Origin of the sequence: Hymenobacter edaphi (assembly GCF_003258365.1) — a bacterium.
GTDB classification, from domain to species: domain Bacteria; phylum Bacteroidota; class Bacteroidia; order Cytophagales; family Hymenobacteraceae; genus Solirubrum; species Solirubrum edaphi.
Window position 1 is genome coordinate 157,972 of sequence record NZ_QHKM01000002.1, and the last position, 15,323, is coordinate 173,294.

17 protein-coding genes are annotated in these 15,323 nt (G+C 65.6%); 5 read left to right on the forward strand and 12 right to left on the reverse strand.

Annotated elements, in window-relative coordinates:
* Positions 1-6 precede the first annotated feature (6 nt).
* From DLM85_RS08340 to DLM85_RS26185, 11 genes are all read right to left on the reverse strand, one after another.
* Positions 7-765, reverse strand: coding sequence for a LytR/AlgR family response regulator transcription factor (locus DLM85_RS08340; RefSeq protein ID WP_111477653.1), 759 nt, complete (start codon positions 763-765; stop codon positions 7-9).
* Positions 704-1,858, reverse strand: coding sequence for a sensor histidine kinase (locus tag DLM85_RS08345; RefSeq protein WP_111477654.1), 1,155 nt, complete (start codon positions 1,856-1,858; stop codon positions 704-706). The genes DLM85_RS08340 and DLM85_RS08345 overlap by 62 nt, the downstream gene beginning before the upstream one ends.
* A 74-nt stretch (positions 1,859-1,932) precedes the next feature.
* The gene (locus tag DLM85_RS08350) at positions 1,933-2,589 is read right to left on the reverse strand and encodes a hypothetical protein (protein ID WP_111477655.1); all 657 of its coding nucleotides are present in this window, start codon (positions 2,587-2,589) and stop codon (positions 1,933-1,935) included.
* 120 nt (positions 2,590-2,709) lie between these two features.
* Entirely contained in the window at positions 2,710-3,504 is a 795-nt protein-coding gene (locus DLM85_RS08355) for a hypothetical protein (RefSeq protein ID WP_111477656.1), read from the reverse strand.
* Between the two features lie 43 nt (positions 3,505-3,547).
* Positions 3,548-4,015, reverse strand: a complete 468-nt coding sequence (locus DLM85_RS08360) for a site-2 protease family protein (protein WP_111477657.1) — start codon at positions 4,013-4,015, stop codon at positions 3,548-3,550.
* A gap of 8 nt (positions 4,016-4,023) precedes the next feature.
* Entirely contained in the window at positions 4,024-4,752 is a 729-nt protein-coding gene (locus DLM85_RS08365; protein ID WP_111477658.1) for an ABC transporter permease, read from the reverse strand.
* 13 nt (positions 4,753-4,765) lie between these two features.
* A complete protein-coding gene (locus tag DLM85_RS08370; RefSeq protein ID WP_111477659.1) occupies positions 4,766-5,626 on the reverse strand; it encodes an ABC transporter ATP-binding protein in 861 nt (286 codons plus the stop codon).
* A complete protein-coding gene (locus tag DLM85_RS08375) occupies positions 5,613-6,491 on the reverse strand; it encodes a SagB family peptide dehydrogenase (RefSeq protein WP_111477660.1) in 879 nt (292 codons plus the stop codon). Before DLM85_RS08375 ends, DLM85_RS08370 begins: the two co-directional genes overlap by 14 nt.
* A gap of 60 nt (positions 6,492-6,551) precedes the next feature.
* Positions 6,552-7,853: a YcaO-like family protein gene (locus tag DLM85_RS08380; RefSeq protein ID WP_111477661.1), complete on the reverse strand. Its 1,302-nt coding sequence runs from the start codon at positions 7,851-7,853 to the stop codon at positions 6,552-6,554.
* A 3-nt stretch (positions 7,854-7,856) separates the two neighbouring features.
* Entirely contained in the window at positions 7,857-8,828 is a 972-nt protein-coding gene (locus tag DLM85_RS08385; RefSeq protein WP_111477662.1) for a TOMM precursor leader peptide-binding protein, read from the reverse strand.
* Positions 8,829-8,943: 115 nt separating this feature from the next.
* Positions 8,944-9,072, reverse strand: coding sequence for a hypothetical protein (locus DLM85_RS26185; RefSeq protein ID WP_279387742.1), 129 nt, complete (start codon positions 9,070-9,072; stop codon positions 8,944-8,946).
* 754 nt (positions 9,073-9,826) lie between these two features.
* Here DLM85_RS26185 and DLM85_RS08390 point away from each other — a divergent pair.
* The gene (locus DLM85_RS08390) at positions 9,827-11,965 is read left to right on the forward strand and encodes a TonB-dependent receptor (RefSeq protein ID WP_111477663.1); all 2,139 of its coding nucleotides are present in this window, start codon (positions 9,827-9,829) and stop codon (positions 11,963-11,965) included.
* 127 nt (positions 11,966-12,092) lie between these two features.
* On the opposite strand, the gene DLM85_RS08395 is transcribed toward DLM85_RS08390, so the two are convergent.
* Positions 12,093-12,347: a helix-turn-helix domain-containing protein gene (locus DLM85_RS08395; protein ID WP_111477664.1), complete on the reverse strand. Its 255-nt coding sequence runs from the start codon at positions 12,345-12,347 to the stop codon at positions 12,093-12,095.
* 172 nt (positions 12,348-12,519) lie between these two features.
* On the opposite strand from DLM85_RS08395, the gene DLM85_RS08400 reads away from it, so the two are divergent.
* The 4 genes from DLM85_RS08400 to DLM85_RS08410 all read left to right on the forward strand — a co-directional run bounded on the left by DLM85_RS08400 (position 12,520) and on the right by DLM85_RS08410 (position 15,167).
* Positions 12,520-13,317: a LytR/AlgR family response regulator transcription factor gene (locus DLM85_RS08400; protein WP_111477665.1), complete on the forward strand. Its 798-nt coding sequence runs from the start codon at positions 12,520-12,522 to the stop codon at positions 13,315-13,317.
* Positions 13,314-14,471, forward strand: a complete 1,158-nt coding sequence (locus tag DLM85_RS08405) for a sensor histidine kinase (RefSeq protein ID WP_111477666.1) — start codon at positions 13,314-13,316, stop codon at positions 14,469-14,471. Before DLM85_RS08400 ends, DLM85_RS08405 begins: the two co-directional genes overlap by 4 nt.
* A 142-nt stretch (positions 14,472-14,613) precedes the next feature.
* Complete coding sequence (locus DLM85_RS25410) at positions 14,614-14,754, forward strand: hypothetical protein (RefSeq protein WP_165822064.1); 141 nt, start codon at positions 14,614-14,616, stop codon at positions 14,752-14,754.
* A complete protein-coding gene (locus DLM85_RS08410) occupies positions 14,754-15,167 on the forward strand; it encodes a hypothetical protein (RefSeq protein ID WP_111477667.1) in 414 nt (137 codons plus the stop codon). The genes DLM85_RS25410 and DLM85_RS08410 overlap by 1 nt, the downstream gene beginning before the upstream one ends.
* Positions 15,168-15,323 lie beyond the last annotated feature (156 nt).

The following is a 15,323-nucleotide window of genomic DNA, read 5'->3' on the forward strand; positions in this document are numbered from 1 at the left end:
CCGCCCCTACAGCTCGATCAGGCGCTTGAGGTTGCCGCCGTAGGCCAGCCCGGTTTCCAGGCACGAGGCGGCGCGGTCGGTGAGCGTGACGAGGAACTTGCCGCCGAAGTAGCGCTGCAGGTTGCTGATGTGGTGGGTGTTGACGATGCACGAGCGGCTGATGCGCACGAATTGCTCGGGCAGCTTTTCCTCCAGCGCGGCAATGGTGTAGCTGCTCAGGTACTGCTGGCCCTCCACCGTGCGCACGAACACGTAGCGCTCCTGCGACTCGAAGTAGCTGATGTCGTTCATCGAGAGCAGCAGGATTTTCTCGCCCGACTTCACCGAGAGGCTGCGCAGCGTCTCGCGCGGCTTGAGCTGCTGCAGCAGCTGGCCCAGGTCGTCGAGGTTGAGGCCGGCGGTGGAGCGGGCCGGGCGCAGCTGCCGCAGCCGGGCAATGGTTTTGGCCAGGCGGGCCGGCTCGATGGGCTTGAGCAGGTAGTCGATGGAACACTCCTCGAAGGCCTGCACGGCGTAATGGTCGTAGGCGGTGGTGAACACCACGCTGGGCAGCTCCTCCAGCTGCGAGAGCAGCTCGAAGCCGTTGAGCAGCGGCATTTCGATGTCGAGGAACACTACGTCGGGGCGCAGGGCGCGCACCAGGGTCAGCCCTTCGGCACCGTTGGCGGCCTGGCCCACCACCTGCACGTCGGCGGGGTAGTGGCTAAGCAAGGACGTGAGCCGCCGGAGGGCCAGGGGCTCGTCGTCGATCAGAATGGCTTGCATGAGTTGGGGAATCGGAAGATGAAGTGAGCAAATGGGCCGCAAAGGCAATTTCGACCTGCTTGCGGGGCGTGGCCTGAATGCTGAGCGTGGCGTCGGGGCCGTAGAGCAGGCGCAGCTTGTCCTGAATGCTCTGCAGGCCGTAGCCGGGGAGCACCGCCCCCGGGAAGGCCGGGCCGTTGTCGTGCACGGCCAGCACCACCTCGGCGCCGCGGCGCCGGATGTCGACGTGGATGTGGCCGTGCTCGGCCAGGCGCGAGATGCCGTGCTTCACGGCGTTTTCGACCAGGGGCTGCAGCAGAAAGCGCGGAATCAGCAGGTGCTCCAGCGCGGGGGCCACGTCCACGGAATAGGTCAGGCGCTCCTGAAAGCGCACCTGCTCGATGGCCAGGTAGGTGCGCACGATGTCCAGCTCGCTGTGCACCGCGTTCAGGGGCGAGCCGCTGGTGCCGGTGGTATAGCGAAACAGCTTGGCCAGCAGCAGGGTCATTTCCTCGGCGCGGGCCGGGTCCAGCGTCACCAGGCTGGCAATGCTGTTGAGCGCGTTGAAGAGGAAGTGCGGGTTGATGCGGGCCTGCAGCGCGTCCAGCTCGGCCTTGGTGCGCAGCTTTTCCAGCTGCAGCAGCTGGTAGGCCTGGTCGCTGATGGTCTGGCCCAGCTGCGAGTACCGCTCCCAGAGGAAGTAGTAGAGCACGGCCACCACCACCGGCGACACTTTCACCGGCAGGGCCGACTCGCCGCCCAGCGGCAGGCCGCTGCCGTCCAGCTGGCGTAGCACCAGCCACATCAGCCACTCGGCCACCAGGGCCAGCACCAGGGTGGCCAGCATCACGGCCGCGTACTGCTGCCAGCGCCGGGGCAGGCCGTGGCGGCGCAGGCGCATCACCACCTGGCACACCAGCAGCGCCACCACCGCATCCACGATGTTGGCGCCGATGGTGCCGAGCATGTACACCAGGCTTTCCTCGGTGACGTAGACAAACTCGGTGGTGAAGTACACGATGCCGCTGATGCCGTAGGCCATCAGCACGCAAACCCCGAGCGAGCCAAGGACGCCGCGCAGGGAGTGGGCAAACAGGTGGCGGGAGAAGTTCATGGGGCGTCGGCAGGAGTGGGCGGCGGGCCAAGGCGTCGGCGGCCCCGCCCTGAGGAGCGGAGCCGCCGGCCAGCTTAGTTTTTCGAGGTTTTCTCGGCCTTCTGGCAGGAAGCCAGGATCTGCTTGGCCTGGTCTTCACCCCACACCGGGTGCAGGGGCGAGGCGGGCTTGAAGGCGCCGAACTGGGCCAGCGACTCCTGCACCACCGGCAGGGCTTTGTCTTTGCCGCCGCCGTACTCCTTGGGCGTGTAGTACAGGTTCTGGGCTTTGAGCAGCGTCACGCGGGGGTTGCTGGGGTTCAGCTTCTCGGCCTTTTTCAGGCTGGTCTCCACGATGTCGCCGTATTTCTGCCAGCGCTTCTGCGGGTCCACCGTGATGCGGGCGTTGGCGATGTTGGCGCGCAGCACCTCGATTTCCTCGTTCTGGGGCTGCAGCTTGGTGGCCTGGGCCAGGAACTTCTCGGCTTTGTCGAGCAGGGCGTCCTTCTTCACGTTGTCCTTCTCGGTGAAGGCCACGATGGTGTTGACCAGCGAGGCGTAGTAGGCCGGCAGCCAGGCCGTCTTGTCGCTCAAGCTCAGGCGCTCGAAGTCGTTGGCGGTTTGCTGCACTTCGGTCCGCGAGTGGGCCGAGGCAAACTTGGCTACCGCCGTTTCCAGCGTGGCGGGCGTCTGGGCCAGGCCGGCGAAGGCGAAGGACAGCAGCAGGGCGAGGGTAAGCGTAATGCGTTTCATTGGAGAAGGGGGTTGGGGTTAAGGTTTTGAAGGTGAAAGGTTTGGCGTTTGATGTCGGTGAGCAAATGTGGGGCGCCGGGCGGGGCAGTTTCAACAACCGCGGGTTGTACCTTATGCCCGTTAGTTATAAGCCGCCGCGGGTTGCTCAAGGGCTTTGCCCAGCTCGGCCAGCGTGGTGCTGCTGGGGTAGCGGCGCCGGGCTTCGGCGTAGTACTTCTGGGCCAGGGCCGGTTTCTGCTCGCGGTGGTAGAAGCGCACCAGCAGCTCGTAGGTCTGCTCGCGGCCCCAGCTGGGCCCCTGGGCGCCGGCCGCCGACTGGTCGGGCTGGGCCAGGGCCTTCAGCAGGTAGCCCTCGGTTTTCTTGCCGCCGCCGTAGCGGGCGGGGGTATAGAAGTCGTTGGAGGCCAGCACGTAGTAGGCCCGCAGGTTGCGCGCATCCAGCTTCAGGGCGCGCTCGGCGTTGCTTTTCACCTTGGCCGCCGCCAGGGCCGCCGCCATGCCGTGCCGAAACTGAATGGCGAAGCTTTGCAGGTGGGCCAGCAGGGCGTAGTCCTCGGCGCGCTGCGGGGCCGGCTCCTGCAGCTGCTTCAGGCCGTTTTCCACCACCTGCTCGGCGCGCTTCCGGTCGTTTTGCTGCAGGTAGTAGATGGACTCGTGCAGCGCCACGTAGCCGTGCCAGTAGCGGGCCTGGCTGGCATCGGCCAGGCGCAGGCGCTGGCGCAGGTGCACGAAGGGCTCGGGGCTGCGGGCCCGCAGGGCCTGGTCGAGGGCCTTGTCGGTTTCGGCCTGCACATCGAGCTGGAGCACGGCGTGGGGCGGGCGCAGCGCCGGCAGGATGCTGCCCGGGGCGCTGCCGCCCAGCAGGGCCAGGCAAAGGGCGGTCAGGACCGGGGTTCGAACGAACGCGGTTTTCATAGTCCAGAAAGAGTAGGGGTGACGGGAAGGGCGGGCCCGCGGGCTAGAGGAAGAGCAGGCCGTAGAGGTAGCGCGGGCTGAAGAGCCCGATGATGAGCAGCAGCCAGAGCGTGACGTGCACGTACCAGCGCAGGCTGAACATGTCGGTGGCCTGCCGCCCCTGCCCGCTCACGAACTGCTTGGCCAGGGTGAAATCGGAGTACACCGGGTTGGTTTCGAGCACCAGCTGGGCGCAGAAGCCGAGGTACACGTAGCGCTGGTCGAAGAAGCGCGTGGTGCCGAGCAGCAGGGCAAACTGGGTGAGGGTGAGGGCCACGCCCACGAAGAAGAAGATGAGCACCTTCCAGCGCACCGGCGACCAGCGGATGGCCACGTAGGGGTGCGGAATCGGTTTGGTCAGGATGCCCACCTTCGTCACGCGCAGGCCCAGCAGCTTGGCCGCCAGCACGTGGCCCGACTCGTGGATGAACAGCAGCACCAGCATGGTGAGGGGGAGCAGCAGCGGTTCCATCGGGCGGGCTAGCGGGCGGAGGTGAAGCGGCGGAACTGGAAGAGGAAGAAGCCCAGGGCCAGGGCCGTCCAGGCCACCAGGGTCAGCCAGGCCACCGGCTCGCCGCGCAGCAGCTGCAGCACCGGGTTCATGGGCGAGAAGTGCAGCACCTGGCCCAGCACCGGGTTGATGTCGCCCAGCGGGTAGAAGGCGTCGCTCAGGAACACCAGCACGTAGTATACCGCGCTGGCCAGGCTGCCGCGCTGGGCCACCCCGCCGCCCTTCTTCACGTTCAGGAAAGCCACCGAGAGGCCGATGAAGCCGAACACCGTCAGGCCCGCCGTGAGCCCGGCCAGCACCTGCCCGAGCAGCGCCGGCGTGAGGCGGATGCCGAACAGCAGGGCCCCGGTGACGAGCAGCAGCGCCGTGGAGAGCAGCATCAGCAGCAGCTGGCTGCTGATCAGGCCGAAGAAGTGCGTGAGAATATTGAAGGGCAGCTTCTTGAAGTAGCGCAGAATGCCCGAGGAGTTGTAGTCCTTGATGGCCGGCCCGATGGCGAAGATGCCCTCGGTGGCCACGTTCATGCCCAGGATGCCGGTGAGCGTGAACAGGAGGTGGTCCGGGTCGCCCTGGCCCCAGAGGTTGCCGAAGAGCACGAAGAGGAACAGCGGGAAAGCCAGCGTGAAGAACATGGCCTGCTTCATGCGCAGGGCCATCAGCAGCTGGTAGTATATCGAGAGCCGCAGGGTTCGGATCATGGTCGGGGCGGGCTTAGGCGTTGATGAGGTAGTGGTACACGTCCTGCAGGCGCTTCGGGGCGAAGGAGAAGTTGGGCATGCGGCCGTTGAGCTTGGCGAAGAAGGTCTTCATGTCGGCCACGAACACGTGGTAGCTCTCGTCGCTTTCCACGTACACCTCGTCGGCCAGCATGGCCGAGTCGCACTCCTGCTTGCTGACGATGATTTTCTTCTCGGCCGCGATGTAGCGCTGCGAGAGCAGCCCCGCCGGCGACTCGGGCGGCAGCAGCAGCTGGCCCTCGTGCATGAAAATCACCTTGTCGGCGTGGGCGCCGGCTTCTTCCCAGTCGTGGGTCACGAAGAGCACCGAGCGGGCGTAGCGGCGCAGCACCTTGGTCCAGAGCGTCTCGCGGGTCTTGGGGTCCAGGTCGGCCAGGGCCTCGTCGAGCACCAGCAGGTCGGGGCGGTGCATCAGGGCCAGAAACAGCCCCACCCGGCGCCGCTCCCCGCCCGAGAGCACCCGCATGAACTTATCGAGCAGGGGCTCCAGGCTGAGCACGTGCAGCAGCTCGCCCTGCTCCTGGTAGCGCAGCCCGTAGATCGAGCCGAAGTAATCGAGGATTTCGCGCACCTTCAGCGGCCCGAACGAGGGCACCTGGTCGTACACCACCCCGATGCGCCCGCGCATGTCGGCGAAGGGCTTGCCGTTGAAGGTGGCCGTGCCGGCGGTGGCGGGCACGTCGCCCAGCAGCACCGCCAGCAGGGAGGATTTGCCCGAGCCGTTGGCCCCGAGCAGGGCCACCGTCTCGCCGTCCTCGATGCGCAGGGAAATACCCTTCAGAATGTCGCGCCCCTCGGCGGCGTAGCGCACATCCCGCAGCTCAGTTGTTAACATGGCAGCCGGTGTCTAAGGGTTTCTTGCCCAGAATCATCACGTTCTGCACCGTCTCGAACACCCCGTTCACGCCCAGGAAGCGGTTGAGCTTCTGGTCGTCGTAGCCGCCCACCATGCAGGAGCCCAGGCCCAGGGCCTCGCCCAGCAGGGTCATCATCTGGCTCACGAAGCCCGACTCGTGCAGCATGAAGCGGTAGCCCCGCTCGCCGTACTTGATCATCACCCGCTCGAAGATGCCGGTGGTGAGCACCAGGCCGGAGGCGGCGTTGATGTTGATGTAGGGCTCGGCCTGGATGTGCTTGCGCATCTCGCTGCGGAAGTCGCCCTCGCGCAGGCACTCCAGCTCCAGCGTGTCGGGGCGGAAGTGGTAGAGGCCGGGCGTCACGTGGCTGTCGAAGAGCACCACGTACAGCTCCAGCGGGTAGAGGCCGCCGGGCGAGGGCACGTAGCGGTACGACATGTGGCCACCCTCCGGAATCGGGTCCTGCCGGCTGATGCCGTAGGAGTAGTTCAGCAGCACAAACAGCTCGTAGAGCGAGAGTTGGTAGCCGGGCTGGTAGTTGCGGGTGCTCTGGCGCTGGCGCACCAGCTCCACGAAGTCCACCGCCGGCGCCGGCACCTCGCGGTAGTCGGCCAGGGGCACGGTGCGGGTGCCCGGGTACACCTTATAGGGCTGCACGGCGCGCTGCGTGATGTAGGGGTTGAAGAAGCCACGCACGCTGTGGGAGAGTTTGATCTGGTCGAAGCGGGTGAGCTTGGTGTTCTGGTGGTAGAGCAGGGCCAGGGAGTCCTGCACGTTCTTGGCGCCGTACATCCCCCGCTCGATGGTGTCCAGGCTTTGCTGCGCCGTCGTGATGCGTTTCATGGGTCTTGGGAGTTAGAGTGCGTGAAAGGTGTTGGGGTCGGGCGGAGGCGGGGCCGGCGCCTACGGGAAGGGGTGGGGGTACTTGTTGAGGCCTGCGTAGTCGTGGGACGTGTAGCCCATCTTCGCCGGCACTTCGTAGAGGCGCTTGCCGCCGTGGTAGTAGAGCGGGTAGCCGCCGGCCAGCGGGATGAGCTGGGGCACGAGCACCTTCACGCTGTAGAAGCCGAGCTGGCGCACGTCCGGGGTGCTGATGTCCTTGAAGAGCACGTCGCAGCCGGCCGCCTTGAGCGTCTGCACCAGGTGGCGCACCTCGTCGATGTCGGAGCGGGTGTGCTTCTCGTGCAGGTCGATGTCCTTGGTCTCAAGGGCGGCGCGGTACTCGTCGAACACAAACCACATGTCCGGGCGCTTCACGTAGAAGATGGAGTGGTCCTCGAAGCTGAGCAGCTGGTTGTAGTTGTCGGAGGGCACCCAGTCCTTCTTCTCGTTGAGCAGGTAGCGGAAGTAGCCCACGCCCTGCCCGATTTCCTTGATGACCTTCTGCACGGCCTCGCCGTAGGTGGCGCGGGTGGAGGTGCCCACCGCCACGAACTTGCCGAACTCGGCCTCGCCGAAGCAGATGCCCAGCACCGAGGGCACGTCCAGGTCGTAGCGGATGTCGAAAAAGTGCCACTCGTAGCTGGTCGGGAAGCTCTTGTCGATGAAGGCGCGCATGTCCGGGGAGATGCGAATCTTGGGCGGCACAATCTTCTGCGACCAGGTCAGCACGAAACTGTCGCGCTCAATGACCTCGTACAGGCCGGTCAGGATGGCCTTGTGCGGGTCGGTGTGGGCCGCCAGGCCGGTGCTGGTATTGGCGTTGATCCACGGCTTCTCGTGCGACCAGGGCAGGTAAATCAGGCTGCCCGGGGCCCACTTTTCCTCGCCGGTGGCCAGGTCCGTCATCGGGAACCAGTACAGGTCGGTGTCCTCGGTGAAGGGCTCGATGGGCGTCTTGCCCTTCAGGAAGGCGTACTGCTCGGGGTGAAACAGGGCGTACTCGCTCGGGGCCACCGCCGGCTTATTGAGCGTGCGGAAGGGCGACTTGATGGCCGTGCGCAGGTCGTAAAAGGCGCAGGCGTAGCGCTCCACCGTCTCGCCGATGGTGCCCATGAAGGCCTCTTGCCAGGTGGAGCCGCAGCCGCTGCTGCGCCCGCCGAATTCCTCGGCGCCCATCACCTTGGTGTTGCCCGGCCAGATGCCGTAGCTCATCAGGCGCGGGTCGCGGTTCATCATGGGCATCTTGGAGATGCGCCCGAGCAGGCCGACTTCGTGCGAGATGCTGCGGAGCGCCTTGTTGACGCTGGTTTCGATGACGCTCATGGCTTAGCGCAGGGTTACGGGTTCGAGCCAGGGCGCCGGGGCGTAGGCCAGCTCGGGCTGGCACACTTCGCAGAAGGGCACCTTCAGCAGGTGGTGCTTGGTCATGCCGTAGTTGAACACGTTGATGCTCACGTAGGACTTCCACGTCTCGGGCACGCTCCAGCAGTGGAGAAACTTGCTGGTTTCGAGCACCGCGTAGCCGGCAATCATGTCCACCAGGATGTCGTAGCCGGGCAGGCGGTCGGGCTTGGCCGTCAGGTTGTTGGCCTTCAGGTGGGTTTCGTACTCCTCGGAGTAGTTCAGGTAGGCGTCGTGGCTTTTCAGGCGCAGCTTCAGGCAGTGGTAGCAGCCGCACTCCTCGCCCCAGAAGATAGGGCCCACTTTCAGGCTGCCGCCCTCGATGCCGCCCACGTACAGCCAGGGCTTCTGGGCCTCCACGGCCAGCTCGTTGAAGCGCTCCAGGAACAGGGGGTTCCAGTGGTGGCCGTCCACCACCAGGAAGTCGCTGTCGGCCAGCACCTGCCGGATCTGCTGGTCGTCGGCCTCGGCAATGCTCGTGAAGAGCTTCACCTGCGGAAAGCCGTACTGCTCGGCCTTCTTGGCGAAGAGCTTGCCCAGGCTTTTCTCGCCCACGAAGCTGATGGTAGAGAGCTTCTGCTCGCCGATGCCGTAGGGGTCGTCTTTCTTCAGGCCCAGGGTCTTGGTCAGCTCCCGGGCGTTTTCGAAGGAGAGGAAGTTGTTGGCGTCCAGCTCCTGCAGCACGTCAAAGATTTTCTCCTTGGGGTAGCTGCGCTCCAGCTTGGTCACGAGGCCCGCCAGGGCCGCGTCGGGGTCTTTGTTGAGCAGGCCGGCCAGCTCGATGAACAGGGCCGCCTTGTCCGGGTCCTGGAATTCGATGGCGTACACGTCCGTCTTGGTACGGACCTGGAACGTGCCGTTTTTCCGGTCTTCGTAGATATCGAAGTGGTGCAGCATGGGTGAGAGAAGGGATAGAACTTACCGCTGGTGAAAACGCAAACTCTGGTGCCTGGCGCCGTAGCAGGAGAGAGCCGGCAGACGACCCGAAAGCCGTCTGCCGACTCGTCCTGGCTTACTCAGCTACCATTTCTTCGGCGAACATGCCCCAGCAGCAGCAGGTGTTGCAGCAGCAGTTGCTGCAGCCGGCGGCTACAATGGTGCGGCTGTCCATCGGGTTGGCGGAGAGTTTGGTGATTTTCATAGTGGTAAGAGGTTGGGGTTGGTTTGCCTACTCTGTTAAATGGGATTTTCGGCGACGTCCCGGTATTGTGCCATGGCTCACAATAGTTCTTCGGTCGGGGGCCTCCCCGCCGGCGGGCCGAAGCAGCCGCTGCGTCGGGTCCGGGGCGGGGATGGCCGGGTTGGTGATTCAAAGGTGGACTACCGCCGGCCCGGCTTCAATAACCCCGGGTTATACTTTATCCCCTGCGGGAATAAGCGGTTATATGCGGTTATAAGCGGCCGAAAAACCGCCCCGAAACCAGCGAAAAAGGCCCGGCGCGGCCTCTTTTTTTGGCGCCGGCGGCTACGGCCGGCTTGCTCGGTGCCGCCGGGGGGAGGCGAGCCGCCGAAGGCTCCCCGAACAGCCCTGCTGCGTCTGGCGTCCGCCCGTCGAACCGCCGGAAGGCGTAGCCCGGCAGCTCTACCGCTTCGTCTGGGCAACTCACCCGCCCCAGGTTTCACCTCCCGGGCTATCGACAGGGCCGCTACGCCGGAAGGCAAGCCGACGAAGCAGTCTGGATGCTTCGGTTGCCCGCCGCAAAGCGCCCGTTTTTCAGCCACCCTGCGCCGCGGTTCGCGCCCCGATTCGGGCGGTTTATCCGGCGGCGCCCAAAATTTCATGACGGCTTTTTCGAGGTCTATACCGGCCTTATCTGTGTTTGCCCGAATTGCCTGGTAGGCCCCTGGGGGTGCCGATAGTTTCGACTCATCGACCTCCCCAACGGACCCTACCAATGAAAGCTCTCCTCCTCTCCGCGGCCCTTCTGACGGCCACCTTCGCCCAGGCCCAGACGCAGCAGCTGCGCGGCCTCGTCACCGACAAAAACGGCGAGCCGATTCCCGGCGCCAACGTCTACCTGAAGGATAACTACGAAGGCACCAGCACCGACAGCGTCGGGCGCTTTGTATTGCGGACGCAGTTGAGTGGCGCCCATGTATTGGTAGCATCATCGGTGGGCTACACCAGCCAGGAGCGCCGCCTGGTGCTCGGCGCCGACACCACCCAGCTGCGCCTGGCCCTGCCCGACGCGGCCAACGTGCTCGGCGGCGTGGTCATCTCGGCCGGCATGTTCGAGGCCGGCGACGAAAAACGCATGACGGCCCTCAAGCCGCTCGACATCCTGACTACCGCCGGCGGTCAGGGCGACATCACCGCCGTGATGCAGAACCTGCCGGGCACGGCCCGGGTGGGCGAGCAGGAAGGCCTGTTTGTGCGCGGCGGCTCGGCCAGCGAAACCAGCACCCTCATCGACGGCATGATCGTGCAGAACCCGTTCTACAGCAGCATTCCCGACGTGGCCCAGCGCGGGCGCTTCAACCCGGCCATGTTCAAGGGCACGGCCTTCAGCACCGGCGGCTACTCGGCCCAGTACGGGCAGGCGCTGTCGTCGGTGCTGCTGCTCGACACCCAAGACAAGCAAAGCGACGCCAACAAGCTGACCCTGGACGTGAACCCGGCCAACGCGGCCGTGGAGTACACGCACCGCGGCTCGGTGGCCGGCCGCCTCTCCTACACCAATATGGCCCCCTACTTCGGGGTGATGCGCCAGACGCGCAGCTGGCGCAAGGCCCCCGAAGGCCTCGACGGCTCGGTGACGGTGCGCGAAAAGCTCGGCGCCAACAGCAGCCTGAAGCTGTACGCTATGACCAGCCACAGCGCCTCCGACATCAACCTGCCCAGCTACGAGCTGGCCGGCACGACCTACAACCTGCAGCTGCGCAACCACAACTACTTCACCACCAACTCCTACCAGCACGCCTTCGGCGAAGGCAAGTGGGAGCTGAAAGCCGGCCTCTCCTTCAGCCTCAACAACGACTACGTCAACATCGCCGACGGGGCCAAGTCCCTGGACCGCTACGACCGGCGCCTGCAGTACCGGGCCACGCTCACGCGCTTTCTGCCCGGCAACCACACCCTGCTGGTGGGTGCCGAAATGCACCACATCCGCCTGACCAACGAGCTGTTTGACGCCAGCTACGTGATGAACGACGCCTACCGGGCCGCCTTTGCCGAGGGCGAGTTTCACCTGGGCCTGAAGCTGGCCGCCCGCGTGGGGGCCCGTGCCGAGCAGGCCCATGTCATCGGCCGCAGCAACGTGGCTCCGCGCTTCTCGCTGGCCTACCAGCTCAGCGCCACCAGCCAGCTGTCGGTGGCCGCGGGCCAGTTCTACCAGACGCCCGACAAAAACTACCTCTACCGCAACCAGCAGCTGAACTTCGAGCAGGCCAACCACTTCATCCTCAACTACCAGTACATGCACAACGAGCGCACCTTCCGCGCCGAAGCCTACTACAAGCAATACGACCAGCTGGTGCGCGAGAAAGGCCTCGTGGGCTTCGACCCGGACCCCTACCGCCAGGTAACCGGCAACACCGACAACAGCGGCAAGGGCTACGCCCGCGGCCTCGACTTCTTCTTCCGCGACCAGAAAAGCATCAAGCGCGGCGACTTCTGGGTGTCCTACTCCCTGCTCGATACCAAGCGCCTGGCCGGAAACTTCCTCGCCCTGGCCACGCCCACCTACGCCTCCAAGCACAACCTGAGCCTGGTCTACAAGCACTTCCTGCCCAAGCCGGGCATCTCGCTGAGCGGCACCTACCGCTACGCCAGCGGCCGCAGCTACTACGCCGCCGAATCGGCCACCTTCCTGGGGGATGAGCTGCGCGACTACCACAACCTGAGCCTCTCGGTGAGCAAGCTCTTCTTCATCAAGCGCAACTACGTGGTGCTCTACTCCTCCGTCGACAACGTGCTCGGCACCCGCAACGTGTACGGCTACCGCTACTCCTCCGACGGCACCCAGCGCACCGCGGTGCAGCCGCCCGCTTACCGCACGGTCTTCGTGGGCGTGTCGGTGAGCCTGAGCAAGTAGCCGCCCCGCCTCCCGTCCCGGTAGGGTCGATATTACTTTGGACGGGAAACCAGTCCGCCCCGCCGGCAGCCGCAGCTGCCGCGCGGGGCGGACTTTGTGTTGGGGTGTCCCCGGCCGGGGCCGGGGCTTAGGCGGCCGCCAGCTGGTGGTCCGCCCGGATACAGCGCAGCAGCAGCTCCTGGGCGCTCAGGCTGATCAGGTCGGTCAGCGACACCTTGTAGAGCTCGGCCAGCTTGGTCAGGCACAGAATCGAGAGCTGGGTGCGCCCCGACTCCTTCTTGCTGTAGGCGGCCTGGCTGATGCCCATCTGGAAGGCCACGTATTCCTGCGGGTAGCCGTGAATTTCCCGCAGCTTGCGCGCTTTAAGGCAGAACGTGTTCATAGCGAAAACGGTGTTGGAAGTGGAGGTGGAAAGCCCTGGGGGCCGGTTGACGGTCCGAAATAGTCCTGCGCCGCTGCCGGAATCAACATATTTCGACCGATGAGGCGTTGCTCCCGGTGAATGCGTGTATACTTTTGACCATTGCTCCCGTCCCACCATTACCCACCAGGCTATGACTCGAACCCTACGATGTTATATTATTGACGACGAGCCGCCGGCGCGCGAGCTGGTGGCCAAGTACATCAGCCGGGTGCCCTACCTGCAGCTGATCGGCCAGGCCACCAACGCCGTCGACGCGCTGTTTGAGCTGGAGCGGGAGCAGCCCGACCTGCTGTTTCTGGACGTGGAAATGCCCGAAATGACGGGCTTCGAGTTTATGCGCGTGCTGGCCGCCCAGCGCCCGGGCCGCCCCGCGCCGGCCGTCATCATGATTACGGCCTACCCGCAGTACGCCGTGCAGGGCTACGAGCACGAAGTGGCCGACTACCTGCTCAAGCCCGTTTCGTTCGAGCGGTTCCTGCGGGCCATCAACCGCGTGGCGCCCCGCTACCTGCCCGAGCCCGCCCCGGCCCCCGGCCCCGCGCCCGAGCCGGCGCTGCCGCCCGCCCCGGAGCCGCCCGCCGAGGAGCGCGCCGCCGAACCCGGCAAATCCACCTTCTTCCTCGTCAAGGAGGACAAGAAGCTGATTCGGCTGGTGCCCCACGAAATCGTGTTCGTCGAAAGCCTGAAGGACTACCTCAACATCCACCTGGCCGGCCGCACCATCACCACGCACATGACCATGACCAAGCTGGAAAGCATGCTCCCGGCCGACCAGTTCCTGCGCGTCAACCGCTCCTACCTCGTGCGCCTGGGGGCCATCAAGGAAATCGACGGCAACCTGATTACCACCACCGACGGCAAGCGCGTGCCCATCGGCGTGACCTACCGCGAGCGGGTGATGGAGGCCATGAAACACAACTTGATGTGAGCCAGGCCCTGCCCCTTACCGGCCCCGCCGCCGCGGGCTGGCGGCGCGTGGCCGTGCACGTGCTCTGGTGGCTGGTGCCGCTGCTGGTCGAGTACTACTTTGTCGGCCGCCTCTTCAAGGACACGGCCCCGCTGCACCTGCTGGCCACCAGCGTGCTGCTGCTGCAGACCGTGGGCGTGTACTACTGGCTGGGCTACTACCTGTTTCCGCGCTACCTCTACCAGCCCCACCCGCTGCGGCTGCTGGCCCACGCCCTGCTGGTGTTCTACGTGGTGTACCTGGTCAACTACGGCCTGTTTTACGCGCTGCAGCCGCTGAGCAAGGGCTTCGGCAGCCCCGAGGTGAGCTACGCCGAGCGCACCTGGGAGAAGATGCTGCGGCCGGCCGGGCTGCTGGGCTGCTTCACCTCGCTGCGGGTGGCGTTCTGGAACTACGGCTTCGGCCCCTTCGTGGCCACGGTGCTGCTGTGCATCAAGTTCGTGCGCGACATCACCATCTACCAGACCAAGAACCTGCGCCTGGAGCGCGACCGGATTGCCCTGGAGCGCAACAACCTGATGCTGGAGCTGGACTTCCTCAAGTCCCAGATCAACCCGCACTTCCTCTTCAACACCCTCAACAGCATCTACGTGCAGGTCGTCGACAGCCACGAGGCGGTGGCTGAGCAGGTGCTGCAGCTCTCCAACCTGATGCGCTACGGCCTCTACGAGTCCAATACCAGCCGGGTGGAGCTGGCGCGCGAGCTGGACTACATTCACAGCTACCTGCAGCTGGAAAAGTCGCGATACGGCGCCCAGGTCGACATTCAGTTCGTGCGCGACGACGGCACGGCCACGTTCTGCATTGCGCCGCTGCTGCTCATCTCCTTTGTCGAAAACGCCTTCAAGCACGGCGTGGGCCGCGTCAAGGCCGGCAGCTACGTGCACGTGCAGGCCCTGATGCACGGCACCGAGCTTACGTTTACCGTCGTCAACCGCCTGCCGGCCACGGCCGCGGCGGCCGGCGTCGGCGGGGTGGGGCTCAGCAACGTGCGCAAGCGGCTGGAGCTGCTCTACCCCGACCGCCACCAGCTCACCGTCGACGCGGATGCCGCCGCCGAGCAGTACGCCGTACACCTGACGCTGGAGCTGGAGCCGCTGGCCGCCGGCCGGTAGCGCCCGGCGTTTTCATTCCCGGCCCGGCAGCGGGCATTCATCGAAACCGGCCCGGGCATTCGTCTAAACTTGTTGGCCGGCCGCCGCGGGGACGACAGTTTTGCAACACCAATCACCGCCAATCCTAACTGTTCGCCCCGCCATGAAAAACGCAGCCCAAACGCCCCGCCTCGTCCTGAAAAAAGAACGCCTCGTGTGCCTGACGACGCCCGCCACGCACGGCAAGCCCGGGGGCATGTCCTCGATTCTGTGCGACATTATGACCGTCAACACGACCATGTAATGTACCGGTGCCTGTTACTCTGCGACGCCGGGGTAACGCCTTCCGATCTGCTGCTGAAATTCATCCGGCGCACCGGCTGCCTCGACCTCGTCTGGGCAGGAGCGTACCCCGACCTGGCCGCGGCCGGTTTGCCCGCCGCGGGCTGGGACCTGGTGTTTGCCAGCCTGCCCGCCCCCGAGCAGCCCGTGCCCGAAGCCTGGCAGGAGCTGCTGCGCCGGCAGCCCGCGCTGGTTCTGACCTCGCCCTACCCGGCGCGCCTCTACGCCGGCCACGACTGGCAGCCGCTGGCCTTTCTGGCCGAGCCCTTTTCCTTCGACCAGTTTCAGCGGGCGTTGCAGCGGTATTTCGACAGCGGCCTGGCCCCGGAACATCCGGCCGGGGCCGCCGTGGCGCGCCAGCAGCCCGGCACCTGACCCAACCACAAGCCCCACTACCCGCCAAAATGCCCCAGCCCCGCGCCGGGTGAGGACCCGAGCCAAGCCGCCCGGAGCCTCGCCCGGCGCGGCTGCGCTGGGGCCGTGGGTGGCCCGTTGGCGCCGCAGGCCGGCGGGTAAATAATTGCCATCAGT